The organism is Spirosoma sp. KUDC1026 (assembly GCF_013375035.1).
In the GTDB taxonomy this organism is placed as follows: domain Bacteria; phylum Bacteroidota; class Bacteroidia; order Cytophagales; family Spirosomataceae; genus Spirosoma.
In genome coordinates this window covers 18,662-45,519 of sequence record NZ_CP056032.1, presented here as the reverse complement: position 1 = coordinate 45,519, position 26,858 = coordinate 18,662, and the positions used below count along the sequence as shown (strand labels likewise).

Below are 26,858 nucleotides of genomic sequence, written 5' to 3'. Positions count from 1 at the left end.
AGCTGGTGCTCCCAGTCGAAAAACGGCCGCATGCGTAAGCCCTGAAAATGCCTGGGATGGTCCTAAGCAGGATGAGGAAAAGGAAGGCTTTTATGTTGGCGGATAAACCTATAGTTTGCACTAATATAGTTGAGAAACAACTATCAATAAACGTATTAGCCTTTTCTCATTGAACCGTATCCACACTATTGACGTAACGCGGGGGCTGGTGATGGTCGTCATGGCCCTGGACCACGTTCGGGATCTGCTTCATACGCCCGCCCTGACGCAGGACCCTACGGACCTGTCGACCACCACAGCGTCACTTTTTCTGACACGCTGGATCACGCACCTCTGCGCCCCGACGTTTGTTTTTCTGTCGGGCACGTCGGCGTACCTATCGTTGAGCCGACGTAATACGGCCGACCGGCGCTTCTGGTTGCTTAAGCGGGGGCTGGTACTGCTGATACTTGAACTAACGCTGATCAATTTTGCCTTCTGGACAGATCTGCAGTTTCGAACGTTGATGCTCCAGGTCATTTTTGTGATTGGTACTGGCCTGATGCTCCTGTCAGGAATGGCAAAACTGCCCGTTCGCTGGTTGGCTGGGATTGGTCTCAGTATTGTCGTTCTGCACGACCTGCTCTTACTGGTTCCTCCTTTTTCAAATCCGGCCGTACAGTTGCTGTGGTCGCTCCTGTTCAGAACACAGCTCTTTCCTGTCAGTCCGCAGTTTATGCTGCTGGTGGCTTACCCGATCGTTCCCTGGTTTGGAATCATGCTACTGGGTTACGCCAGTGGTTCTGTCTTTACGCAACCCGCCGGGCAGCGAAAACGGCAGTTGCTGAAACTGGGAGTACTGTCGCTGGGGCTGTTTCTGGTGCTACGCTTCGTCAATGTCTACGGGGATGGTGCTCCGTGGTCGGTGCAGAAGGACACACTATTCACCGTACTTTCCTTTATAAATGTCAGCAAATACCCGCCGTCGCTGCTATATGCTTTGCTCATGCTGGGAATCATGTTTATGATTTTGTGGACAGCCGACGGCGTAATGAATCCATTCTGCCGCTGGCTGATAACGTATGGCAAAGTCCCCCTGTTTTATTACCTCATTCACTGGTATCTGGTGAAAGGCGCCATGATCGGAATGATGCTGAGTCAGGGGTATAAACTTAGTGACCTGATCGTCGGTCCGCTTAGCTTCGGACGACCACCGGGGTCGGGCGTAAATCTGCTCGTTGTCTACCTGATCTGGATAGGCCTTGTCGCTATTTTATACCCGCTCTGCCGCTGGTACGGACGGTACAAAGCGGATCATCAAAACCTGCTCACCCGCTACGTATAATCTGATTGCCGCTTCTGAAGATCCTCTGGTAACTAACTCCCGAATAAGGAGTCGGGCCAGAGGATTTTTTTATGCAATTAGCTAATCCGGCAGACATTGTGGCGTTGATGTGCGCATTAAGTGAAAATACTTAAAAGTCAGACATATGCTTAAAAACGTAACGTAGCAGCTTTTCACACTAAGCCTTACTCGTTGTTGACTAGTACATTGAAATAAAATACTGGTATTATTTTAACGTATAGAATTTAATTCTAAAAAATTATTAAATGAGGATTAAAATGGTTTTCGATTGATTTTATATATTTCGACTGATTAACCTAAAACTGCTTAGTGTACGATGAAGCAATTACTACTGACTTTACTCGTGTCTATAGTCTGTATATCCGCTATGGCGCAGGGTAGACGAATCACGGGGAAGATTACTTCCGGCGACGATGGAACCGATATTCCCGGCGCATCGGTCATTATCAAAGGCACAACGACAGGGACGAATACTGACTCGGATGGCCAGTACTCGATTAACGTTCCCAACGACAATACCGTACTGGTGTTCAGTTTTGTGGGGATGCAGTCGCAGGAGGTTCAGGTCGGCAGCCGATCGGTGATTGACATTACCCTCTCGTCGGACAGCAAACAACTACAGGAGGTCGTCATTACGGCCCAGGGGATCGTTCGCGAGAAGAAAGCCCTGGGGTATGCCGTTACGTCGCTCGACAAAAAACTGATCGAAGACCGGCCGCAGGCCGATGTGGGCCGGATTCTGCAGGGGAAAATCCCCGGTGTGAACATCACGGCGACCTCGGGCGTATCGGGAACGGGTACCAACATCACCATTCGCGGTTTCTCATCCATCACGGGGTCTACGCAGCCGCTTTTCGTAGTTGATGGCGTGCCGTTTAACTCCAGCACCAACTCGCGCGGTGGTTTCACGGCCGGTGGTCAGTCGGCATCCAGCCGCTTTCTTGACCTCGATCCAAACAATATCGAAAACGTCAGTGTGCTGAAAGGCCTGGCAGCTACCGTAACCTACGGCGATCAGGGCCGGAACGGGGTAATTCTGGTAACCACCAAAAACGGCAGCCGAAAAGCTCGGCCAACCGAAGTGTCGATCACGCAGTCGTTCTTTACGAACCGCGCTCACCTGCCAACTTACCAGAACGAATACGTCGGTGGTTTCCAGCAAAACCTGGGTTATTTCTTCAGTAACTTCGGACCAACGCTGGGGGAAGCGGCTATCTATCCTTCGCAGAACACGAACACTGCGCTGACCCAGCACCCCTACGCGTTCTTCAGTGTAGCCGCAACCCGAAATGCGCTGGCTCCCTACGTGGCATCCGTGAGCCCCTACAAAATGCAGATCTATCCGGATAACGTCCGCGATTTCTTCCGGACGGGGAAAATCTCGACTACGTCGGTAAACGTAGCGGGAGGCAGTGAGAAAGTAAGCTATAACGTATCGGCCAGCTACAACAATGAGCAGGGCTACATTCCGGATAACGGCCTGCGGAAATTCAACCTGGGCCTGGGTCTGAACGCGCAGCTGAGCAAAAAAGTAAGCGTCATTACCTCGTTCAACTTTGCTAACACCGACCAGTTTTCACCTCCACTGAATGCTGCGCAGGGAAACAACACGCTGGGCGGTTTCCCCTCGGTACTGGCGAACGTTATGTTTACACCCCGCCAGGTTGACCTGATGGGCTGGCCCTACGAAGATCCAGTGACGGGTGGTACGGTCTACTTCCGGAGCGGTAACGATATTCCAAACCCGCGCTGGATTCTGAACAACTACAAAACGACGGGCGTTGTCAACCGCTTCTTTACAACCACATCGGTCAACTACGACATCACCAAAGACCTGATGCTGCTGTACAAAGTTGGTCTGGATACGTACACCGAAAACCAGGAGTATAAATTCAACAAAGGGGGTGTCGACCTGGTCAACGGGTACTACAACACCTACGATGTGCGCAACACGATCTGGGATAACAGCCTAATTCTGTCCTACAATAAACCCGTCAGCGATAAATTTACGGTGTCGGCCCGGATCGGGGGTAACATGCGGAATGACCGCTTTGCCGGTACGTCGGTGGTGAGCCAGAACCAACTGGCCCGGAATCTGTTCCGTCACAGCAATTTCATTGACAACGTAGCGGCAAACAGCACCGTTGAGCAAACCCGGATCGGGATTTTCGGCGAAATAACGGCCGACTTCCACGACTATCTTTACCTGAACCTGGCTGGTCGTAACGACTGGACATCGACCGTAGAAGTGGCTAACCGCCAAATCTTCTACCCATCAGCCAGCCTATCGTTCGTGCCGACTTCGGCCTTTGCGGGTATCCAGAACGGCAATGTCGTCAACTTCCTGAAACTGCGCGCTGGTGTGGGTACATCGGCCGGTTTCCCGAATCCGTACAGCACCCGAAACGTACTGAACCAGAGCGCCCGCGGCTGGTTGACGCCCGCCGGAACGACCGTGCAGACCCACTCGGTGGACGATGTACTGGGTAACCCGAATCTGAAACCAGAGCTGCATACCGAATACGAAGCCGGTATCGAAGGCCGCCTGTTCAACAACATCCTGAACTTCGACGTAACGGTCTATCAGCGAAACACCCGTGATCTGATTACCAATACACCGCTGGATGCCTCAACCGGCTACACGGCCACGACCATCAACATCGGTAAAATCCGGAACGAAGGGATCGAACTAAACCTGAGCGGTACGTTCTTCAAAACGCCATCGTTCTCCTGGAACCCGACGCTGGTGTTCTCGCGCAACCGCCCCAAAGTGCTGGATCTGGGCGGTACGTTGCAGGAGGTACAGGTTGCCGGTTTCGGCGGCTCGCTGGGTAACTACGCCATCGTTGGTCAGCCGTTCAACGTCATAAAAGGAACGGGTTTCCGGAAAAACGAAGCTGGTCAATACATCATCGATGGCGGTGGCTATCTGCTGGCAACGACTTCGCCGGTCGTGCTGGGTGATCCCAACCCGGCTTTCACGTCCAGCCTGATCAATACGTTCAACTACAAAGGTTTATCGCTGGAAGTGATGGTGGCATACCGCCACGGTGGTGCCATGTACTCGACAACGGCGGGCTCGCTGCTGGGCCGTGGTCTGACGATCGACAATAGCCTGGAGCGGGGCGTCGATCGGGCACAGACGCTGGTGATTCCGGGCGTGAAACTGGCCGACGGAACGCCTAACAACATCCAGATTACCTCGTCGGACTTCTATTTCAATAATTACTACTTCTTTGGCGACGAAGGCCGGATCTATGATGGATCAACCGTTCGTCTGCAGGAAGTATCGCTGTCGTACCAGTTGCCCAAGCGGGTGATTGGCAAAATGTTCAAGAGCGCGTCCGTTTCGCTGACGGGTAACAACCTGTGGTACCGGGCGCTGTATTTCCCAAAAGGGCTCAACTTCGATACCGACAACCTGGGATTAGGAGTTGGCAACGGCTTAGGCTTTGAATTCCTGACGGGTCCGAGCTCGCGCCGGATTGGGGGAACGCTGAAACTTACGTTCTAATTGACGCCTGCTGTCTGAACAACTACTATAAAGACTTTTACGAATGAGAAAATACATAAGTTCACTTGTACTGGCGGCATGTATGCTGGCGGTCAGCGCCTGTAAACTGGACCTGCTGGACAACCCGAATGCCGTAACCACGAACAATACGGACATCAACTACCTGCTTAATTCGATCGAACTAAGCTACCGAAATCACTTTAACCAGGTTAGTGATCCGGGCATGCGCCTGACGCGAATGATCAATCAGGGGTCGGCTATTTACGATAACGCCGTGTCGCCGGGGAACTATGATGGCCTCTGGAGTACGGCCTACGCCGGTCTGCTGACCGACGTAAAAACGCTGATTCCGCTGGCCGAATCCAGCCAGCGATTCGTACATGCGGGCATCGCCCGGACACTGCGGGCGTCGGCACTGCTCAATCTGGTCGATCTGTTTGGTGATGTTCCTTACACGCAGGCCATTGATCCGACAAACTTCAACCCGAATACGGATACGGGAGCAACCATTTATACGACGGCGCTGGCCGATCTGGATAAGGCTATTGAAAACTTCGGTGCTACGTCCAGCTCCGGTGCCGCGAACGATCTGATCTACGGCGGTACGACCGATAGCTGGATCCGGCTGGCCAATACGTTGAAGCTGAAAGCTCTCCTGAACCGTCGTCTGGTGGACAAGGCAGGGTCGACGACCGCAATCAATGCCCTGATCACAGCTAACCGCCTGATTTCGACAAATGCCCAGAATTTTACGTTCAAATTCGGTACGAACCTGACCAACCCCGACACCCGTCATCCCCGTTACGCGGGGCAGTATTCGCCAACGGGGGGCGGGGATTACCAGTCAAACTCCTACATGGGTACGCTCTACACCTCGAAAGGTTTCGTTGATCCCCGGATGCGGTTCTATTTCTACCGGCAGACGGTGCGGAACCCGACCGACGTAAACGTACTGCGCTGCGTAACGATCGCCAAACCGACGCACTATTCGGATGCCGATGTGTTCTGTCTGCCGACAACGGTTGGGTACTGGGGCCGCGACCACCTGAGCAACGAAGGTATTCCTCCCGATGGGCTGCTGCGGACGGCCTGGGGGGTATATCCCGCCGGTGGCCTGTTTGACAATAACGCTGGGGTGCCCGTGTCATTGGGAGCCGGGGCGGGTGGCTCAGGGATTCATCCCATGATGATGCGCTCGTTTGTGGACTTTATGCTGGCTGAATCGGCGCTCACACTGGGCACCAGCGGCTCGGCGCGTGACCTGCTGAAATCGGCGGTTGAGAAGTCGATGGCCGATGTACGTACGCTGGCGCTGGGCACCACGGAGAGTGGAAAAATCACGGCCTATGAAACGGACAACCGAATCGTCTGGGCCGATGAGGTGACGAAGTATGTGAATAAAGTGCTGGCTAACTACGATGCGGCTACGACCGACGATCAGCGGCTGAACGTGATTGGTACTGAATACTGGCTGGCCCTGTTCGGTAACGGAATCGAGTCGTATAACCTCTACCGCCGGACCGGCAAGCCTGCCAACCAGCAGCCTGCGCTGGACCCCAATCCAGGGGCCTTTGCCCGTTCGTTGTACTACCCCTCGTCGTACATCACCCGGAACGCCAACGCCCGGCAGAAAGCGAACGTAACGACGCCGGTTTTCTGGGACAACAACCCCGCCAACCTGCTTCGCTAACCTGATCAGACAGAACGTTTAATACTAGTTATCATGAAAAAGCTTATCCTATTTCTGCTTTCAGGAATGACCATCATGGCCTGTAAAACGGACCTGGTTAGTCGTATCGGTGAAGAAGATATGGCGAATGGCGGCTACATCCGTACCGTGACGCCGTATCCGGTAGCCAACAGCACCTTCAGTGTGAGCAAAGCCAACATGGGCGGCACCCGCATGGAATTTCTGGCCGAAGCCGTAACGCCCGACCATGGGGCCTGGTTTGCGTCGTACGACCTGTCCATCGCCTTCGTAGATGCGACCCCCGCCAACGGAACGAAAAACGTAGCAGCCCGCGCTCTGAAATCGCTGCCGGCATCGGGCTTTACGCCCGACGCAACTACGCTCTACCCACGGGCAACCATTACCGTAACAGGAACCGAAGCCTTAACGGCAACGGGGCTGACAGCGGCCGACGTATCGGCGGGGGACCGGTTTGACGTAACGGGCGTGATGCGCCTGACGGACGGCCGGACATTTACGGCCAGCAATACGGGGGCTAACATTACGGGGGGGGCGTTCTACAGCTCACCGTTCTACTACCGAATCAACGTAGCCAACTAGCCAGAGAATACCCTAATGAACATGTGACAGCGCAGCCCGGGCTTATGAGTCCGGGCTGCGCTGTTTCCGGGTGCGCGCACAGAAAACAGGTAAGTCCTGACGCTGGATAATATTTTCGGATCGGTATAACAACCGGTATAGGATTGCCCGATAAGTTTTTATTAAGTTTGGACGTACTTATCGATTATGTTTTTGCGTCATACCCTTTCTTTCCTGACGGTCGCTAGTCTGACCGTATGCCTATCTAGCGGACTGATGAGCTGCCAGTCCAAAGGCTCTGATACAACCGAAGCGCCTGCGACGACTGCCGCTGCTTCAACGACAAACAACGAAGCTGCACCGACCGAATCGGTTACAGCTACAGCGGCCCCAGCCTCGATTCCGGCCGGGAAGGTAGCTGATGCGGCCACAATTCTGGCTCGTCCGCAGGTACCGGTTCTCTGCTACCACCAGATTCGTGACTGGCGCCCCAAGGATTCGCAGAGTGCGAAGGACTACATTATTCCACCCGCTATGTTCCGGGAGCACATGCAGATTCTGGCCGATAGTGGGTATCATACCATTCTGCCCGATCAGCTCTATGCCTATCTGGCTACGGGGGCTGCACTGCCGTCGAAGCCAGTGATGATTACGTTTGACGATGGTGACCTGGAACAGTATACCGTAGCGGCTCCCGAGCTGGAGAAGCACGGCTTCAAGGCGTCGTTCTTCATTATGACGGTGGCCATTGGCCGCCGGGGGAAGCAACCCTACATGGACAAGGCACAGATCAAAGACCTGTCGGATCGGGGGCATGTGATTGGCGCGCACACCTGGGACCACCACAACGTGAAAAAATATCAGGGTGACGACTGGAAAACGCAGATCGACGAGCCAAACGCCAAACTGGAAAGCATTACGGGCAAACCAGTAAAATACTTCGCTTTCCCGTTTGGACTGTGGAATAAAGAAGCCCTCCCCGAGCTGCAGAAGCGCGGGTATCTGGCCGCTTTCTCCCTGGCAACCAAGCGTGATGATCAGATGCCGCTATACACCGTTCGGCGTATTATTGCGGGGGGGCAGTGGAAAGCCACGACCATGTACCGCAATATGATCCAGAGCTTTGACTGAAAACAACTCATACAAAATCCCCTTAGTCGGCGTTAGATTAAGGGGATTTTTGGTTTTTTGTCATCCCGATGGCGGCCCGATCCTGATGCCAGGAAGAAAAATGATTTGGTGTAAAATGACGTCACTGCGTCAGCGATGATGTTGCTAACTGCCTGATAAATAACCGTTCGTGTCGCCAGCAAGGAGGATGGTTTACCAAAAACCTTTATCAGACAGGCTTGTTAATTAACAATGATCAGTACCGTACTTGAATGAATACACAAATTCGTCTGGCCATTGATCGTACGATCAATACCAACCACACAGGTTTTTTTGTTGCTCTGGCCAAGGGGTATTACCAAGAAGCTGGCCTGGACGTACGGATTGTCAGCCCAGATCAGGATAATTTTCAGATTGCCCCCGCCAAACGTGTTGCGCAGGGTAATGCTGAACTAGCCGTTACGCCATCCGAAAGTATTATCAGTTATCGCACGAAAGGGGTTGAGTTGATGGCCGTGGCCTCCGTACTGGCCCGCGACATAAGCGCCATTGTAACCCTGAAAGAGAGTGGCATCAATCGGCCACGGGAGCTGGAAGGCAAGGTTTACGCATCCTACGGCGCCCGATTCGAAGAAGATATTGTTCGGTTATTGATTCAGAACGACGGTGGTGAAGGACAGTTTGTCGCTCACAAGCCCGGCTGGGAAAATATCTGGCGGTCGCTGCTGACCGGCGAAGTGGATGCCGCTTGGATCTGGCTGACCTGGGAGGGAGTCAAAGCCGAAATAGAAGGTATTGAACTGAATCAGTTCCTGTTGGACGAGTACAAGATTCCATACGGGTACAACCCGGTCCTGACGGGTCACTGCGACTGGATTCGGGATAACGAAGATGCGTTACGTCGGTTTCTCAATGCGACGGCGGCTGGCTACCAGTACGCGGTTCGGAAACCCGAAAAAGCCGCCCGGCTGCTGGTGAAAATGGCCGATCAGTCGTTGAACGCCGAACGGTTTATTGTGGAACAGAGCCAGCAGATGGCCGGTGGTTATTACCTGGACGCAGGCGGCCGCTGGGGATTTATGCACCGTAATATCTGGAATTCGTTCGTCAACTGGATGATAAGCAATCAGTTACTGACCGACGCGGATAAGCAGCTTATTCAGCATCTGGATACCGCGACGCTCTTTACCAATGAGTATTTGGCAGAAGCGCCGGTGATGGCGCGCCAGTAAATCAGTGCCTAGTAAGAAACATGGCTGGGGTCGGATACAGTATCCGGCCCCTGTTGCGTTGGGGAGTAGCTATCGGATCAACCGCCAATGGTTGCCATGGATTCGCTGACAACATCGCGTTTTTGTTCGGCCTCGAAGCCATTGGCCGGGCGATGACTAAACGCTTTCAGAAAAGCCGCCGTCAGTTCATCGTTCGTAGCGCCGGTACGTAACAGCGCCCGAACGTCCAGCACCCCATCATCATACAGGCAGGTTTTCAGGGTTCCCTGTGCCGTAAGCCGGATTCGGTTACAGGAGCCGCAGAACGTCCGACTAAAGGCGGCAATGACACCCAGGGTACCCTGGTGGCCCGGAATCTGATAGCCTGCCGAGGTCGAGAAGGCGGGATCCTGAATTTTATTCAGATCGGGGAAATGCGCCCGTAGTTCGTCAACAATACGTCGGTGGGTCCAGTGAAGCACCGGATAGTGGCTGCCTTCACCATTGAAAGGCATTTCTTCGATAAATCGAACGTCAACGGGCAAGTTGCGGGATAGTTCCGCCAGCGGAATCAGGTCCTGCGTATTCTGCCCGTCCATCACAACCGCGTTGATCTTGGTCTGAATACCTGCCGCCAGGAGTTTATCGAGTGTATCGAGCACGGCCGGCAATTCATCACGGCGGGTAATTTTGTGAAAGCGCTCCCGATCCAGTGTGTCCAGGCTGAGGTTAACAGCTTTAACGCCCATAGCGGCCAAATCGGCAACGTGCGGAGCTGTCAGCACCCCATTGGTCGTCATCGAAATATCCGTCAGACCATCGATCCCCGCCAGGCGGTGCATGAATCCCATCAGGTCCGTTCGAACAAATGGTTCACCGCCCGTAATCCTGACTTTAGACACGCCCAGCCGGGCCAGCGCCTGAACAACCCGTTCCATTTCCTCGTAGGTCAGCAACTGCTTCTTGGGCAGGTATCTGATTCCTTCCTCGGGCATGCAGTAAAAACACCGCAGGTTGCAGCGATCCGTTACGGCCAGCCGTAAGTAGGTAATGGGTCGGTTGTGATTATCGTAAATCATAGGCTGCTGGATTAACACAAAACTAAGGATTTTGATTGCAGTCCAGACCGAATGAGTGGGGCTGGCGGAGGCCGTTGCGTAAATTCCCGTAAAAGAAAAGTGCCGCGGGGGCGTTGGAAAGAAAAGACGAAAATCCGGTCACGCGTTCGATAGCTTTTCCGCTGATCAGTTCTCTGATCCGGAAGCGGGTAGAAATAATGGCTACTTTTGCCCACGATTGACCCACTGGATACTACTTTTCATGAAAAAACTTATAGCGGGAATGGGGCTGCTGATGCTGGGAATGACTACCCAGAGTCGGGGCCAGGGGATGATGGATGGGTTCATGCGGGGGCAGCGAAAAGCCAGTCTGGCAATCACCGCGTCGCAGGAAACCTTCGACTCGTACTACGTAAACACGACCGAAACCCGCGACCCAAATCTCGGTACCGTAACGACCCAGGCGCTGAATGCCTACGGTGTCTACGGGCTGGATTATGACCTGGATTTTATTGTCTCGGCTTCCTACGCCCGCACTGAGGCCAGCGCGGGCTACGTACCCAAACAGGAAGGGTTCCAGGATATTTACGGCGCATTGCGCTGGGAAGCGTTCGACTTCAAGTTTGGCGAGAAAGCCCGGCTGGCGTGGCTGTTTGCGTTAGGCTACCAGATGCCGCTGCAGAATTACGTATCGGACGGACTGGTTACCCTCGGCCGCGGCTCCCGGAACATCGATGGGCGGACTATGCTGCATTTTAAAGGAAGCTGGTTTTTTATTACGGCCCAGTACGGCTACATCCGCCGGGGGCAGGTAACGCTGGACCGGGTTATTAACTATTACGATCCGGCGCAGGTAAACCCCAATGCGGGCTCAACAATCAATGTGCCTGACGTAACGGAGGGTATTCTGCGGGCGGGAATCACGACCAAACACCTGTATCTGGATGGCTGGGTGCAGCGCCAGATACCCTACTCGACCGGGACGGATATTGCCCCGGGTGTTCCGTTCCCGACCAACGCCGTTGGCTTTACGCGGGCAGGCACTACGTTATACCTGCCGCTCGTGAAGAAATTCGGGCTGACGGGTACGTATAGCACAACGCTCGACGGACGAAATACGGGAAAGTCAACCCGGCTCAGTGGGGGTCTCATTATTGGTATTTAAGCGAAGGCGCAGCCGTAACGCATGAAAAATTATAAACAAATTGTTTTTGTCTGTGCCCTGGCGTTAAGCCTGGCCGGTTGTAAAGAACCCGCCATCAACGAAGGGATTCTACCGCTTTACGAACCGGCCACTGTGGATGCCGGGGGCGGCAACTGGCAAACCATTGTCCTGACATCGGGGGCGGAGGTGAGTGTACCTGCGCCACTGGCTGTTACGTCGACCTCGTACCAGAACGAACTGGCGGAACTCAAGAATACGCTGTACAGCATCGATCCGGCCAAAAGTACCTCGGTGAATTACTGGGGGACGGGGGGCGTTGTTCGCTGGAACCAGATCGCGCGGCTGCTGGTGTCGAAATACAACCTGGCCCCGACCTACAACAGTCCTACGAGTCAGTTCTCCGACCCACAGGCGGCCCGACTGTTTGCGCTGCTCAGCGTAGCGCAGTACGATGCGCTGGTGGTGGCCTGGCGGGCCAAATACCAGTATAATCGCCCGTCGATACTGCGGCAGGATGTTACCCCGCGAATCCCCATTGCCGACGTACCGTCGTACCCGTCGGAAGATGCGGCCATTGCCGAAGTCTCCTGCCGGGTGCTGGCTTACTTCTTCCCGTCCGAGGCAACGTGGTTACAATCCCAGGCGGCCGATCACAAGCAAAGCCGCATCTGGGCCGGAGCCAACGTAGCAAGCGACGTTAAAGCGGGTGAAGAGCTGGCCGTGCCGGTTGCTACCAAGGTCCTGACTCGTGCGCAGAGCGACCGCTTTAGTCAGGCCACTGATCCCGGTAATACCTGGCAGGCAAAACGAACAGCCGCTCCTTACGATCAGAAATGGACCAGCCTGGCGTTGCCGGCCGAAGCACCGCTTTTGCCACTGGCGGGTAACATAACGACCTGGTACAATGCGACCACTATTGCACAGTCGGTCCCCGCTGCCCCCGCGCTCACCACATCGGCCCCGTTTCAGCAGGCGCTGGCGGAGGTGCGTACCCTATCTGACAGCCGCACCCGCGACCAGTACCGTATTGCTACGGCCTGGGCCGACGGTGCCGGCACCTATACGGCTGTTGGTCACTGGAATCGCCTTGCTGAAGAACAGATCAGCTACGCGCGGCAGAACGAACTTCGGGCTGCCCGGTCGTACGCGCTGCTCAACCGGACGTTGCAGGACGTAACAACCGCCTGCTGGGGGCAGAAATATCAGTATTTTGTACCTCGCCCGTCGCAGGGAGACGCGAACATCAAAACCGTTTCGCCCATCCCAAACTACCCGTCTTATCCGTCGGTACGGTCGGCCTATGCCTCGGCGGCTACGTCGATTTTGTTGTACCTGTTCCCTTCGGAATCTATTGCCCTAAACCGGCAGGCGGGTGAAGCGACCCTGGCCCCCTTGTACGCGGGTACACAGTACCGGTTCAGTGTCGAAGCGGGTACGAAATGGGGAAACGGTATCAGCAGTCTGGCTATCGCGCAGGCCAAATCGGACGGAGCGAATTAGCGCCGTTACGGCTGACTGGTAGGTTGTTCATGCTGCAAGGCTTCTATGGCGGCCACAAGGTACACCAGCGGGGCGTTCCAGTTAATGGCAATCTCGTTGGAAGCATACGAGCAGTCAGCGTCAAGGAATACCTCATCGGCTAAAGTCGTAGTATACCCCGCGCATTTGTCCTGACTGGCTGCTCTTGCGTTGGTGCCACCCGATAACAAACCCGGTACGGGTGGTACGATGCCGTCTGCAACCGACGGGCGGTGATGAGGATGCATGGGTGTTTTCGCCCCAAATCCCGTCACGAATGAATAACCAACCGCATTGCGGCCCAGTAGATAATCCAGATTCCCGAGGGCATGATGCAGGTATCGTTTCCGGTTTGGCGAATTGGTATGGCGGTAAGCCATCAAAAGGGCAATTCCCTGATTGGCCGCCACAGAACTGCTGCCCCAGATAAAATCCTTTGCCGATTTGCCCATCACTGTAGCAAAGGCCTGTTTGTCGGTGTTATCGATCAACGAGTCGGCCAGAATGCGCAGATGTTGTTTAACGAGGGGTAGATCTTTTTTGCCTAAATCGGTCAGCGTATTACTGAATCGGCCCAGCGTGTAGTAGGCCAGGGTACGAACCTGTGGCCAGCCAGGTAGGGGAGTGGCCTGGTCCGGGAACAGATTGACGGCACGATAGTACGCATCGTCTTTTGTGGTTACGTACAGTTCGGCAGCCGCCCATATCCACTCGTCGCTGGCGTCGCGGTCCTCGTAGGTGCCGGTGCTGATATCAGGATCAACTTGTTGATTGATGACCTGCTGTCTGTACGCCATCGTTGGATTTTTTACCGACCAGTTCCAGGCTTGGATCGCAGCCGAAGTACAGGAGTCGGCCAAGCCCGGAAGTTGTTTGTTGTAGGCACGTAGCAACCGACCTGCCTGCGCCATAACGGCGGCAAAGTCGAGGGTGGCCGTAATGCTTTTCTGTACTACGTATCGTGGCTTTGTTGCCTTGTCGGGCATGATCATGGCATCGAAGCCGGGATTCGTCAGTTTGTGATAGACCCCCCCGTCGGCCGGGTCCTGCATCGTCAGCATCCACCGCAGATTCCAGAGAATTTCATCCAGTACGTCCGGCAGGGCGTTGCTGCTTTCTGGAATATTGGTCGATAACGTATTGACGTAGGCCGGGAAATCTTCGCAAAGTGACAGCAGCGTTCCCATCGTGATCCCCGAGTTGACAATGTACTTGTTGTAGTCTCCGGCATCGTACCATCCCCTAGACGATGATATTACGGTACCCGCTGGTCGCCCGGCTGAAGCTGCAGATGGGTGAATCAGAACGTTGGTATCCGGGTGCCCTGCCGGACGAGACCACTGACCGGCATACCGGGCCGGTAAATCGGTTGCGGTACGCTGATAATAAAAGCTTTTGATACTACCAATGGCCAGCGCCCGGTGCACGTTAGGTCCAATAGAAAATGAATAGGAATGACCCACGCCCGGAATGAGAAGTATGTATTGACCGGCTTTGGTGTACGTAGAAAAGTCAGCCAGACGGGTTTTCTTGCCAGAAATGGCGTTTGTTCGGACAGGGCTAAGCTGACCAGTGAATACTACTTTTTTCGATTTCTCAGTAAGCAACTGGAAGGTAGTAAGCCGTTGCAACGTATCGGCACTGGTCACTAATACGGCAATCTTGGCCGCGTTTGGGTAAAAGCCAAGCTGATTTAGGCGGATGGCCTGTACTGGCAATTGAGCGCTGCTAGATAGGAGCGATGCCAGCAGTAGATACAGAATGAGAACGACAGATTTGATCTTCATGGATGAGCGCAGCGGGTTAACGAATACCCTAAGTGCGGGCATAGGATTCGTCTACTCACGCAAACCTGATACCGCCAATAAAGTCGTCGAAAACCGTCTTTTTTATAACATTGCCCGCTACTTGGGCCTTATATATATAGACCTATTGAATTGACTATACATGAGCGGAACTCCCACTTCTCTCAACTTCCCGCAGGTCGGCCAGACCCGCGTTGTTATCCAACATGTGTCCCCTGAGTTGAATGAGGGACGTTTCCCTATCAAAGCCGTACCGGGTGATGTAATCGCTGTTGAAGCCGATGTCTTTGCCGACGGGCATGATTACCTGGCGGTTCGGCTCCTCTACAAACACGCCACCGACGAGGCCTGGACCGAAGCCGGTATGGCGTTGATCAATAATGACCGCTGGGGTGCTTCGTTCGTCGTTGAAAAACAGGGACGTTACGTGTACACCATCGAAGCCTGGATCGACCATCCGGCGTCCTGGCAGCATGAGGTTCACCTGAAAGTGGCCGATGGGCAGCGGATCACCAGCGAGCTGCTGGCCGGAGCGCAGTACGTTGATGGTATGCTGGTGCGCGCGGGTGGCGGAGTGCAGCCTAAAGGAAAGGGCAAAAAAGCGAAACCCGCTGCCGACGTTTCGTTCGATAACCCCGATATTCAGGCGCTACGGGATATGGCAACGCTGTTTCGCGATGGGTCGGCCTCGGTCGAAGATGATCGTTACAACGAGGCCGTTTCCGTGGCCGAGAGCGATCAGTTTACCTTCTACGCGAATCGCTACCCCGAACGGCAACACCCTACGCGTTACGCGCATGAACTAGGCGTAGAGATTGACCGGGCCAGAGCGGGTTTCAGTACGTGGTACTGCCTGTTCCCCCGCTCGGCGTCGCAGGAAGAAGGGCGTCACGGTACGTTCCGGGACGTGGAAGCGCTGCTGCCGCGGATTTCGAACATGGGCTTCGACGTATTGTATCTGCCGCCTATTCATCCTATCGGTACGGCGCACCGCAAAGGAAAAAACAACTCCGTTATCTGCCAGCCCGGCGAGCCCGGCGTTCCCTATGGTATTGGTTCGCCCGAGGGCGGGCACGATGCCATTCATCCGGAACTGGGTACCGTTGAGGATTTCAAACACCTGATCGCCATTGCCAAAAACTACGAAATGGAAGTGGCGATGGACCTGGCTATTCAGTGTTCACCCGACCACCCCTGGGCGAAAGAGCATCCTGAATGGTTCAAGAAGCGGCCGGACGGCACGATTCAGTACGCCGAAAATCCGCCCAAGAAATACCAGGATATCTACCCCGTTTACTTTGAAACTGAAGACTGGCAGAACCTATGGGCCGAACTTCGGCGGGTACTGTTGGTGTGGGCGTCGTGGGGCGTTCGCATCGTTCGGGTGGATAACCCGCACACGAAACCCTTTGCCTTCTGGGAGTGGGTCATCGCCGAGGTGAAGAAGGAGTTTCCGGATATGATTTTCCTGTCCGAAGCCTTTACCAAACCGAAAGTGATGCAGCAACTGGCCAAGAGCGGTTTTGCGCATTCGTACACGTACTACACTTGGCGGAACTCGAAAGCCGAGCTACAGGAGTATATGACCGAACTAACACAGGCGAATGGGCAGCCCGACGCCATGCGGTACTATTTCCGCCCGAACTTCTGGCCGACCACGCACGACATTAATCCGGGTGTCCTGCAATCGGGACACGAGCCACAGTTCCTGATTCGGTATTTCCTGGCGGCTACGCTGTCGAGTAACTATGGGATCTACGGTCCGTCGTTTGAATTGCTGGAGCATATTCAGTTCCCGAACAAGGAAGAGTTTCTGAACTCGGAGAAATACGAAATCCGGCATTGGGATTGGCAGAAGACCAATAAACTCACGCACCTGATCACGATCACGAATCGCATCCGGAAGGAAAACGCAGCCTTGCAGACGACCAATAACATTACGTTCTGTACTGTCCACGACGATGCTATCATGGCGTATCTGAAAGTGTCGGGCGATAATAAGTTATTAATCGTCGTCAACACCGATGCGTATAACAAGCGCGCTAACTCGGTACAGGTGCCGATCTGGCAGCTGGGTATTGGGTACGATCAGCCTTATCGGGTGCACGATCTGCTGACGGGAGCGTATTATACTTGGCAGGGAGAATGGAACTACGTCGAACTTGATCCTTATGTCCTGCCGATGCACCTGTTCCGCATTGAGATCTAGGATAATGGGCAAATGACTTTGGCAAAGCTTAAATAGCCCTTATCCTGTTTTGGGCAGTTTGTCATTGCAGGCTAATCTGCTCTGCTTTTACCACCCCCCGGCCCCCTCCTAGAAAAGTAGGAGGGGGAGGTTAAAAGGGCACTTCTGCATGTTCCCCTCCTATTTTAGGAGGGGCTAGGGGTGGTAAGAACAACACCTCTAGAAGATTAACGTTTTGGGCGTTTTGCCGTTACGGAGAGGGTGAGAGACGTGGGACAGCCTTACCCCCTTATTTTGCCCGGATGGCAATGACCGGGTCGAGCCGGGAAGCTGAGTAGGCCGGAATGATACCCGACAAAATGCCAATGATGCTGGACACGCCCAGCCCCAGGATAATGTTGCCGATCGATAGTTGCAGGTTCAGGCTGCCCAGCGGTACAAACGTTAATAAGAAGACCAGCAGAATACCGCCCAGCCCGCCAACGAGGCTGAGTAGCATCGACTCGAACAGGAACTGGAACAGGATGAAGTAATTCTTGGCTCCCAGCGATTTCTGAATGCCGATGATGTTGGTTCGCTCCTTAACGCTCACGAACATGATATTGGCAATACCAAAGCCGCCGATCAGAATCGAGAAGCCGCCGATAATCCAGCCCGCTACGGTTAGAACCACGAAAATCTGTCCGATGGCCTGCGTAACGGCTTCGGGCCGGTTAATGGCGAAATTGTCATCCTGCAAAGGCCGTAATCCCCGCCGGGTACGCATGAGTCCCCGCACTTCGCTTTCCAGATTGACGAGCCCCTGATCACTGTCGTACCCTTTGAGAATAATGTCGATGCTGGGATTAATCGACTGAAACATCTTGGCGTAAGCGCCGTAGGGAATCAGGCATTTGATGTCCGGGTTGCCGCCAAAATTGAACAAGCCTTCGCCTTTCTTCTCCTGCGCTCCGATCACGACAAAATTCAGTCCGTTGATTTTGATTGTTTTCCCCACCGGGTTCTCGCCCAGAAACAAGTCCTCTTCGATTTCTGATCCTATAATGACGACGTTACGTCCCAGGTTGACTTCCTGCTGGGTGAAATAACGGCCGCGACTGATCGGGACGGTGGTTACCTGCTCGTAGTCGAACGTAGCGCCCACGATGCGGGCTGTCGTACTGTTGTTGCCGTGCTTAACGGTAACGTTGCCTTTGAACGCCTGCGCCACAACAGCCTCCGCGTTTTCGAGTCGCTCGCTCAGAAAGCGGTACTCGTTGTAATTAGTTACGGGACGCTGGAAATATTTCCACCACTGGTATTCGCCCGCCCCGAACGACCAGGGCCATTTCTGCACGTAGATTACGTTGCTGCCCAGAAAGTTCAGACTGTTTTTGATGTTACGTTCCAGCGAATCGACCAGCGTGAAGACCGCAATGATGGCAAAAATGCCAATGGTAACGCCCAGCAGCGACAAGGTGGTCCGCAGTAGATTAGATCGCAGGGCTTGCCAGGCGAAGCGGAAACTTTCCAGAACCTGACGAAAGAAACGCATGAGAATCAAAAAAGATTAAGAACAAAAGCGGCTGTAAACCGCATTTTGACAAATCTACTCTCTATCCGGCAACTCCTCAAATCATTTAGGCTGATTGGAGCGGACTAGCGGTCGTTCGGTCAAATTTTGTAGTTTAGTGGTCATCGAGCTAACCTGAATTTCATGAAACACCTATTCCGTGCGGTACCCCTGCTGGCCTTAACGCTGCTGGCAGCCTGTAAAACTCAATCGACTACCAGCAAAAAAGACAACCGCGTTCGCGAGAGTCAGGGCGTCTATCAATACCGCGACGAAGATCCGACCAATCGCCCGTTTTTTTCGGATCGGGTAGGCGTTATTGGCCGGAATGGCATGGTGGCCTCGGCGCATCCGGAAGCCTCGCAGGTGGGTCTTGATATTTTGAAGGCCGGTGGCAACGCTGTCGATGCCGCCGTGGCGGTGCAGTTCGCGCTGGCGGTGGTGTATCCAAACGCGGGGAACATTGGCGGGGGTGGCTTTATGGTGTACCGCGATCAGGCGGGGCAGGCCTATACGCTCGACTATCGCGAAAAAGCACCGGGCAAGTCGACTAAAGACATGTATCTGGATTCGCTGGGTAACGTCCGGGCGGGATTGAGCACCAGTGGGCATCTGGCGAGTGGCGTACCCGGTTCGGTCGATGGGATGGCCGAAGCCCACAAACGGTTTGGTAAGCTATCCTGGGCGCAGGTCTTGCAGCCCGCTGTTAACCTGGCGCAGAATGGCTATTCGCTGACCGAACGCGACGCTAATGGCTTGAACCGGATTAAAACGGATCTGGTACGTATCAATCCTGATAAAGCCTACTTTCTCAAATCGGCCGCTCCTACCGATACGGTGACCTGGCACAAGGGCGACATTATGGTACAGGCAGACCTCGCCAGAACGCTGCAACGTATCCAGGCGCAGGGGCGGGCTGGTTTTTACGAGGGCGAAACGGCGCGTCTGCTGGTCGACGAAATGAAGCGGGGTAACGGCATTATCTCCGAGGAAGATCTGAAAAACTACCACGCCGTCTGGCGCGATCCTCTAAAAGCTACCTACAAAGAATACAACGTCATCACGATGCCGCCTACCTCCAGCGGGGGCGTTGCGTTGCTGCAACTGATGCGCCTGACCGAACAGTATCCGCTACGGCGCTGGGGCTGGAACAAAGATTCGACGGTGCAGGTGATGATCGAAGCCGAACGCCGTGTGTATGCCGACCGGGCCAAGTTCCTGGGTGACCCTGATTTCGTGAAAGTCCCCGTCGCCCAGCTCATCAGCCCCGACTATCTGAAAACGCGCTGGACTGATTTCTCTTTCGCCAAAGCGACCGATAGCCGGAACGTAAAAGGGGGCATGATTCCGGGGTATGAAAGTCTGGAAACAACCCATTTTTCGGTGGTAGACAACGCTGGTAACGCCGTTAGCATCACGACGACGCTCAATGGGGGCTACGGCAGCCGGGTTGTTGTTGGGGGAGCAGGCTTCTTCATGAACAACGAGATGGACGATTTCAGCGTGAAGCCGGGCGTTCCGAATATGTTCGGGCTGATCGGCAACCAGGCCAACGCCATTGCACCCGGCAAGCGGATGCTCTCATCCATGACGCCAACTATTCTGGAGAAAAACGGGAAGCTGTTCATGGTCGTGGGGACACCGGGTGGCTCGACCATCATTACGTCGGTGTACCAGACCATTCTGAACGTGATCGAGCACGGCATGACCATGCAGCAGGCGGTCAACGCCCTGAAGTTCCACCACCAGTGGCTGCCCGACAAAACGACCTTCGAAAACGGTGCCTTCTCAGACCCAACGATCCAGGCGTTACAAAACCGCGGCTACATCCTCGAAAAACTGACGAATACGCTTGGTCGCATGGACTGCGTACTGGTACGTCCCGACGGTTCTCTGGAAGGCGCATCCGACCCAAGAGCTGATAATACGGCGCGGGGGTATTAAAAACGTTGTCGGCCAGTCATTAATTAATTGGCTGTAATAAATATGCGCGTATTGTTTTATAGGCTGCAACTCTTTGAGTAGACACTAATGTGCTGACTATCAGATAACAATAAAAGTAACGTGTCAATAATCATATCAAGTGGATCTATTTCGGATACTTTTACTTAGATGCCAAAAAGTGCGTCTGTTACGAGTTGTGCCTCACCCTAAAAGACAACACGACCGAAAATAAACGAAGAGAAAAATAAAAGACAAAAGCCAACACTTCAGCAACATTAAAAGAGCTGCATCCCCAAGCTCAAAGCCAACCATATGCAGCACATTTGCTTTTGCCACAACCCACACGATAAAAACTAGTCTCTGACAATGCTTGAAATATTAAATAACAGAACGGAACATACTCACGAAAATGAACAATTTCGTAGGGTTGTAAATATAATTGAAGCAACTTTTGACAAGTTTGATTATAATGGCTTATTGATTGGAAACCCATTCAATGAATCATATTCTCGTTTTCGTGCTGATGCCATTTTATATTACAACAATGGATTAATTCTGATTGATTTCAAAGATTATAAGGGAATAATCAAATTACCACCAAATGAAAATGAATTTCATTCAATAAAGTGGCATAATGAAAGTCCAAAGGACAGAAGTAGATTAGAAATAAAAGCAGGGACGAATTTTATCAATCCTTTTAGACAACTGGTTTCTTATCGCAACGCCTTTAGAGAATTAGTTGAGCAAAACAAACATTTTGACGGTTTAAACCCCGCAAGAGTTTGTATTGCGAATATTTTTACTGGACCAATTGAAATTCATAATGAAGTACCAAGAAATCTACCCTATTACAAACTTATCCAAGAATCAGACTTAGGGAATTTTCTTTATGATTTTGCAAGTGAAAATTCTTATAAAGAAGAAAATGTAATACTTTTTAAAGGTATTTTTCCAGCCGAAAAGTGGATTAAAAATATAGAAATTCCTATATCTGAACAAATCATTGAAAAGCTGGTAACAGTAATTGACGATGATGTTGAAAAAGATATCGTTGATTTTCTTAAGGAAGAAAAAGGTGGAATTCTCGTTTTAGAATCAATGAATTTTGAAGATAGAGATTCTTGGTTACGATATATTACTAACGAAGCGGTGAATAATAATATCCCTCAAATTGAAAAATGGTCACATTCGGCAAGAATTAGTAAGAAAATACAAAGAAGGAGTAATATAGAAACAGAAGGGATTTACAGTGTTATTTATGGTGGCTCTGATATTGAAGGACAGAATGAAGATTCAGACAGAGATGAAGAAGAAGAAGAACTGATCGAAATTATTCCTTTGAAATCAAGCAAAGAAATTGACGAAAAAGCATTGGTTATTGTTACCGAAGCACATTTAGTAAGTCGCAGTTTAAGTCAATCAGAATTATTACGTTTTGGTTCGGGTCGATTATTAGAAGATATTATCAAATTTCTGAATCCGCAAAGTGATCGCAAAATTGTATTTATTGGCGACCCCTATTCTCTGACATTTGGAAAAGAAGAAGATTCCGCATTGAACTTAGAAACCCTGTCTGAATTATACAATAGAGATAATATTAAACAATACCGTAAACCAGTAGACAACGAATATTCAGATGGAAATGGAAAATTACGAACTGATTTAGCAACAAGTATTGAAAAATCACTTTTTAATAATTTGCATTACAGTTTTGAAGAAAGTACTCTAATTGATTTGCAAGACGCTAATCAAAGAGTCCAAAATTTACATTTGTGGTTTTCTAAGCCATTTTCTAATGAACCAAATAATGCAGTTTTGTTCTATTCGAAAAAGGATTGTTTGAAAACTAACAAATGGATTAAAAAACAATGTCTGAGAAATGGGGAAAGCTTGGGGGTTAATGACTTGCTAATCGTAAATAACAATGTTTCTATTCCCGATGATAATGGTTTCCAAATTCCAAGACGAATTATAAATGGAATGTTTTTAACCGTGCTCGGCGTTAAAGAATCACAGCAAGAGTCAATAAATATTCGTCAATCACAAAATCCTATATTCTTATCTTTTACAAAAATAAGTGTAAAATGTTTAAGTTTGTCAGGTTTACCAGAAACTGATATTTGGATTTTGAATAATTACTTTAATAGCGAAGATGATTTAACAAAAGAAGAACAAATTGCTTTTAGAGCTTTTGTAACTTTGAAAGTTAATGAAGAAAAACGGAAACAAAAATTTGAAGATAGCCAAGAGTACAAACAACTATTGCAGGATAGCCAATATGACGCCCTTTCAAATGGCGAAAAAGAAGCAATAAAAGTACTTGCTGAGAACTATAGTTTACCAAAAGAAAAAAAAGAAAAAGTTGAAACAAGTAAAAGTTCAAGAATTTTGCTTTCGAGCTACTACAAAAAATATTCTAAGAAAATATTTTTCCAAATTAAAGATTCTGATCCATTTGTAAATACTGTTTTTGTTAAATACGGTTGGGCAATCACTGTTCATAAAGCAATCGGTTCGAATTATGATGAAATTATTATAAAAGGGCACCGTAAGGAAAATGACGGAATTACGAATACTAGCTATTTCCGTTGGTTGTATAGTGGAATTACAACAGGTAAAATAGTCAATATTATCTCGGCTCAAATAATAAACCCTTTTATGGACTGTGTATTCGAAGACAATTCCTCAATTGGCGTTTCCATAAAACGAAAACAACTCCTTATTTTTGAAAACTACGATGTTGAAAAAAAATATGCAGATAAAGTTCAATCACTTGAAAATAAAAATGTAGTAGGTTCTATTTGTGAAATTTCTAAATTGTTGGAACAAAATAATTATTCACTTGAAAGTTCAAAAAAGTGTTCTGAATATTTGACAAAAGCACTTTACTCTATTCCTCAAATCGACAATAAACAATTGATTCTAAATATTGATAACAAAGGTTCGAAGGACAATTTTGCTGTTGGGAATATTCGCATTGAAAACCTTAATGGGGCAGATGGAATTATTGTAAAATCTTGTATTGAAGATTATTTTAAGCAAAAACAAAACGTTACTTCAATATCAGATGACAATCCAGAATTACCAAAAGACTTTCGGGAAGAAATTTATTCTGCTTGGTTAGAAAGTTGCAAGAATGAGACTATTAACCTTAAAATAATACAAAGCCATAATAATCAAGATACTTTTCGTGCAACTTCTAAAAAAGACAGTTTAACTTTGAGAGTTTGGTATGGTACAAGTGAAAAAAGTCATACAAAGGGATTTTTTTCAAAAATTGAAGTTTTAGATAAGTCATCATATTCTTTTTTAGAACATATAAAGTCAATAGTTTATGGATTCTAAAAAAGTTTTTGAGCTACGAAATGAAGCAAAAAATTTGTCAGGAATTGAAAAGCTGAATAAATTAAATAATGCTTTAGCTATTGTAAGAAGTTTGTATTTAGAAGAATCTGATGATGAATGGATTCAAAAAGCATTTGCTTGGGTTCTTATTGATTTATGTAAACATCATGTAACAACTAAAAACTTAAACAAAGCGGAATCTTCCTTTAAAGAACTTAATGCAATAGATTTTCAAGATAATAAGGATGAAATAATTGAAAATCAAAAAAGCTTTCTTCGTCCAAAGATTGACTCAAATTATTCGGAAATCCAGAAAGCAGAAGGACTAAGTAAAAACGGGGATAATAAAGGAGCATTAGCGATCTTTAAAACCCTAATCTCTCTAAACAGACTTACAGAACTACATCACGAATCTTATGGTTGGGTGATTTACAGATATATCAAAGTCGAGGAAAAGAATCTTTCATCTGTTGAAGTGCGGACATTTTTAAGAGATTATATGAACTTGAAGAATGAAAGACCGTCAATGCTTCATTCTATGATTTTAAGTTTTGCTTTAAATTATTCAAAAACGCATAGGGACTTCAGATTTTACAATTTTTTCCTTTTATGGAACCCAGCAAATCTTCGTAGTGAAGATTTGTACGATGGATATAAAGACGGAAAAGACATTCCTTCGCTTATTTCCCGCATTTGCCGAGAGTTTGTAAACTCAAATACAGAAGTAAACATTAAAGAATTCTTAAACAAAGTAAATCTTAACAAAGAAACCGTTTTAGATTTTTTCAGGGAAACCATCTTTTGGAATATTTTCAATGCAAATAAGGAAAACAAATTATCCATATTGTGGAATTTGTTTAACCAATACAATAACAATTTTTCTAAATACGGTCAATCAAAATGGCATTCCGAAATTTTAAATCTTGCAGAAAGGTTTATGAAAGAAAATGACGAATGGCGTTTTCTCGAGTTTTTCAAAAATTGGAATCCGGAAAATTTTAGAGCCGACGATTGGAAAGAAACAAAAAAAAACGAACACGTTTACAAACCGTTAGCAACAAAAGCAATTAAAAAAGCTTTTGAAGTTCTGAAAACTCAAACATCCGAACAAAATTTAGCTTGGCTTATTCAGCCTTATGAAAAAGCAATCAAATTGTTCCCTAACGATGAATGGTTATTACGAGAAAAAGCTTTATTGCATTTCAAAAACAACGAGTTAGGATTAGCAATCAAAATATACAAGGAGATTGTTTTGGAACTTGCAGGTAAATATTATGTTTGGCAAGAGTTTTCAGATTGCATTATTTCCGACAAATGTTTAAAAATAGGAATGTTATCAAAAGCATTGAGTTTAGAAAAAAACGAAGATTTTTTAGGTGAAATTCATTTGGATTTAGCAAAGGTTCTAATTGACGAAAATCTATTAGAAAATGCACTTATAGAACTTGAACTATACAAGAAACATAGGGAAACAAAAGGCTGGAAATTATCTCAAGTTTTTGATGAATTACACAAACATACAAGCGCAGTTAATCAAAGTTTAAAAGACAATCGGGAGTTGTACAAAAAATATATTCCGTTTGCTGAAAATTTTGCATATGCTGATTTAGATTGGACAGAAGTTGTTTTAGCGGATAAATGGAAAGATGAAAAAGGGAAAGAGCGTTTAGCGTTTACTGATGGAAAAACAATAGAGTTTTCAATCGGAAAGAATCGTTTTGAGATATTAAAGCAATCCGAATTAGGACAAATTTTCAAATTTAAGCTTTACAAGCAGCAAATTAAAAAAGAAGTTGAAGGGAAATTCCCTTTGTTTGGTAAAACTGTTGTTACAGAATACAAGTATATTTCACTAATTGCGGACAAGACAGGAAAAAGTAATTGGGAAATACTGGATGATACTTTTGCTGTTATTGATTACATTAACAAAGAAAAAAACATAATTCACGCAATTACAACGGAAAATAAAGAAGTCTTTTTTTTTCAAATTAAGCCTGAACTACAGATCGGAGATTTTATAGCAGCCAAGAGTTATATCAAAAAAGTAAAAGACGAAAGCAGAACAGAATTACGACAAATACAGAAAATTGACAAAAGATCTGTTCTTTCAAAATTCCAAACTCAAATTTCTATCGTTGATGGAGTGAACGAACAAAAACAATTGTTTCACTTTGTGATTTCATCCAAAATGCAAGGAATTATAAAATTTACAGAAACAAAGCTAAGACCAATCGAAGGTGATTTTGTGAAACTATCATTTGCTACTAAAACGGACAAAGACAAAAAAATAAGAGTGAAAATATTGTCTATTGAACTAACAGAAGAGGTAAATCCAAACTTACGAAAAGATATTACTGGATTGTTAGAAGTAAAATATAAAAATGGTTATTACCCTGATTACGGATTTGAGGAAGATGCTGAACTTGAGGATTCCGCATTTGACGAAAATGGAAAATTAATAATCAATAAACCAATTCCAGACTTCGCTTTTATCGGAGATTATTATGTTCCAAAATATCTATTAGAAGAGCATGGTATTACAAGTGATTGTCGAGTAAACGCAAGTGCAATTTATGCTGGAGACAAATGGAAAGTAACAAAAATTGAAAGAATATAATGACAACGCATTTGGTGCTACATCTGCAAAACCGCTCAAGCCAAGTTTTGTAAATGTATCACCAAGCCAACGCACCAAGGCAGATACGAAATGACAATAAATAGACCGACAGAAAAAAAAGGCGAAGGTATAACAGGCGTTTGGCTCAATGGCGGGTGACGCAGTTAGTTAAACATTCTATTTCCCATCAACCTTTTTGGTGTATTGACAGTTTTGT

General features: G+C 49.0%; 15 protein-coding genes. 12 read left to right on the top strand and 3 right to left on the bottom strand.

All coding sequences use genetic code 11. The features are described from left to right. The first annotated feature begins 169 nt into the window (after positions 1 to 169). The 6 genes from HU175_RS00175 to HU175_RS00150 all read left to right on the top strand — a co-directional run bounded on the left by HU175_RS00175 (position 170) and on the right by HU175_RS00150 (position 9,470). On the top strand, positions 170 to 1,324 hold the full coding sequence (locus HU175_RS00175; protein WP_176564663.1) for a DUF1624 domain-containing protein: 1,155 nt from the start codon (positions 170 to 172) through the stop codon (positions 1,322 to 1,324). Positions 1,325 to 1,661: 337 nt separating this feature from the next. Further along, on the top strand, positions 1,662 to 4,859 hold the full coding sequence (locus tag HU175_RS00170) for a SusC/RagA family TonB-linked outer membrane protein (protein WP_176564662.1): 3,198 nt from the start codon (positions 1,662 to 1,664) through the stop codon (positions 4,857 to 4,859). A gap of 43 nt (positions 4,860 to 4,902) precedes the next feature. Beyond that, a complete protein-coding gene (locus tag HU175_RS00165; protein ID WP_176564661.1) occupies positions 4,903 to 6,549 on the top strand; it encodes a SusD/RagB family nutrient-binding outer membrane lipoprotein in 1,647 nt (548 codons plus the stop codon). A 33-nt stretch (positions 6,550 to 6,582) separates the two neighbouring features. Beyond that, positions 6,583 to 7,149, top strand: coding sequence for a hypothetical protein (locus HU175_RS00160; protein WP_176564660.1), 567 nt, complete (start codon positions 6,583 to 6,585; stop codon positions 7,147 to 7,149). 186 nt (positions 7,150 to 7,335) lie between these two features. Then, on the top strand, positions 7,336 to 8,259 hold the full coding sequence (locus tag HU175_RS00155) for a polysaccharide deacetylase family protein (RefSeq protein WP_176564659.1): 924 nt from the start codon (positions 7,336 to 7,338) through the stop codon (positions 8,257 to 8,259). A gap of 251 nt (positions 8,260 to 8,510) precedes the next feature. Next, a complete protein-coding gene (locus HU175_RS00150) occupies positions 8,511 to 9,470 on the top strand; it encodes an ABC transporter substrate-binding protein (RefSeq protein ID WP_176564658.1) in 960 nt (319 codons plus the stop codon). Between the two features lie 77 nt (positions 9,471 to 9,547). Here HU175_RS00150 and moaA read toward each other — a convergent pair whose 3' ends face one another. Next, on the bottom strand, positions 9,548 to 10,528 hold the full coding sequence (gene moaA / locus HU175_RS00145) for a GTP 3',8-cyclase MoaA (protein WP_176564657.1): 981 nt from the start codon (positions 10,526 to 10,528) through the stop codon (positions 9,548 to 9,550). A gap of 241 nt (positions 10,529 to 10,769) precedes the next feature. On the opposite strand from moaA, the gene HU175_RS00140 reads away from it, so the two are divergent. Both HU175_RS00140 and HU175_RS00135 read left to right on the top strand, forming a co-directional pair. Then, positions 10,770 to 11,672, top strand: a complete 903-nt coding sequence (locus HU175_RS00140) for a hypothetical protein (protein ID WP_176564656.1) — start codon at positions 10,770 to 10,772, stop codon at positions 11,670 to 11,672. 21 nt (positions 11,673 to 11,693) lie between these two features. Next, complete coding sequence (locus HU175_RS00135; protein ID WP_176564655.1) at positions 11,694 to 13,172, top strand: PA-phosphatase; 1,479 nt, start codon at positions 11,694 to 11,696, stop codon at positions 13,170 to 13,172. Between the two features lie 5 nt (positions 13,173 to 13,177). Here the strand turns inward: HU175_RS00135 and HU175_RS00130 are convergent, their stop codons facing one another. Then, entirely contained in the window at positions 13,178 to 14,977 is a 1,800-nt protein-coding gene (locus HU175_RS00130; protein ID WP_176564654.1) for a glycoside hydrolase family 9 protein, read from the bottom strand. A 160-nt stretch (positions 14,978 to 15,137) separates the two neighbouring features. Here HU175_RS00130 and HU175_RS00125 point away from each other — a divergent pair, with 160 nt between their 5' ends. Next, positions 15,138 to 17,204: an alpha-1,4-glucan--maltose-1-phosphate maltosyltransferase gene (locus HU175_RS00125; protein WP_176564653.1), complete on the top strand. Its 2,067-nt coding sequence runs from the start codon at positions 15,138 to 15,140 to the stop codon at positions 17,202 to 17,204. A 268-nt stretch (positions 17,205 to 17,472) separates the two neighbouring features. Here HU175_RS00125 and HU175_RS00120 read toward each other — a convergent pair whose 3' ends face one another. Further along, entirely contained in the window at positions 17,473 to 18,717 is a 1,245-nt protein-coding gene (locus HU175_RS00120) for an ABC transporter permease (RefSeq protein ID WP_176564652.1), read from the bottom strand. Between the two features lie 162 nt (positions 18,718 to 18,879). On the opposite strand from HU175_RS00120, the gene ggt reads away from it, so the two are divergent. The 3 genes from ggt to HU175_RS00105 all read left to right on the top strand — a co-directional run bounded on the left by ggt (position 18,880) and on the right by HU175_RS00105 (position 26,641). Beyond that, positions 18,880 to 20,679: a gamma-glutamyltransferase gene (gene ggt / locus HU175_RS00115; protein WP_176564651.1), complete on the top strand. Its 1,800-nt coding sequence runs from the start codon at positions 18,880 to 18,882 to the stop codon at positions 20,677 to 20,679. 366 nt (positions 20,680 to 21,045) lie between these two features. Then, positions 21,046 to 24,024 (top strand): hypothetical protein, encoded by a 2,979-nt coding sequence (locus HU175_RS00110; protein ID WP_176564650.1) that lies wholly within the window; start codon positions 21,046 to 21,048, stop codon positions 24,022 to 24,024. Next, the gene (locus HU175_RS00105; protein WP_176564649.1) at positions 24,014 to 26,641 is read left to right on the top strand and encodes a DUF7017 domain-containing protein; all 2,628 of its coding nucleotides are present in this window, start codon (positions 24,014 to 24,016) and stop codon (positions 26,639 to 26,641) included. Before HU175_RS00110 ends, HU175_RS00105 begins: the two co-directional genes overlap by 11 nt. Positions 26,642 to 26,858: the final 217 nt, after the last annotated feature.

Excerpts from the sequence above, each read along its gene's own strand:
- HU175_RS00170 (WP_176564662.1), top strand. The coding sequence starts at position 1,662 with ATGAAGCAATTACTACTGACTTTACTCGTGTCTATAGTCTGTATATCC.
- HU175_RS00165 (WP_176564661.1), top strand. The coding sequence starts at position 4,903 with ATGAGAAAATACATAAGTTCACTTGTACTGGCGGCATGTATGCTGGCG.
- HU175_RS00160 (WP_176564660.1), top strand. The coding sequence starts at position 6,583 with ATGAAAAAGCTTATCCTATTTCTGCTTTCAGGAATGACCATCATGGCC.
- HU175_RS00155 (WP_176564659.1), top strand. The coding sequence starts at position 7,336 with ATGTTTTTGCGTCATACCCTTTCTTTCCTGACGGTCGCTAGTCTGACC.
- HU175_RS00150 (WP_176564658.1), top strand. The coding sequence starts at position 8,511 with ATGAATACACAAATTCGTCTGGCCATTGATCGTACGATCAATACCAAC.
- moaA (WP_176564657.1), bottom strand. The coding sequence starts at position 10,528 with ATGATTTACGATAATCACAACCGACCCATTACCTACTTACGGCTGGCC.
- HU175_RS00140 (WP_176564656.1), top strand. The coding sequence starts at position 10,770 with ATGAAAAAACTTATAGCGGGAATGGGGCTGCTGATGCTGGGAATGACT.
- HU175_RS00135 (WP_176564655.1), top strand. The coding sequence starts at position 11,694 with ATGAAAAATTATAAACAAATTGTTTTTGTCTGTGCCCTGGCGTTAAGC.
- HU175_RS00130 (WP_176564654.1), bottom strand. The coding sequence starts at position 14,977 with ATGAAGATCAAATCTGTCGTTCTCATTCTGTATCTACTGCTGGCATCG.
- HU175_RS00125 (WP_176564653.1), top strand. The coding sequence starts at position 15,138 with ATGAGCGGAACTCCCACTTCTCTCAACTTCCCGCAGGTCGGCCAGACC.
- HU175_RS00120 (WP_176564652.1), bottom strand. The coding sequence starts at position 18,717 with ATGCGTTTCTTTCGTCAGGTTCTGGAAAGTTTCCGCTTCGCCTGGCAA.
- ggt (WP_176564651.1), top strand. The coding sequence starts at position 18,880 with ATGAAACACCTATTCCGTGCGGTACCCCTGCTGGCCTTAACGCTGCTG.
- HU175_RS00110 (WP_176564650.1), top strand. The coding sequence starts at position 21,046 with ATGCTTGAAATATTAAATAACAGAACGGAACATACTCACGAAAATGAA.
- HU175_RS00105 (WP_176564649.1), top strand. The coding sequence starts at position 24,014 with ATGGATTCTAAAAAAGTTTTTGAGCTACGAAATGAAGCAAAAAATTTG.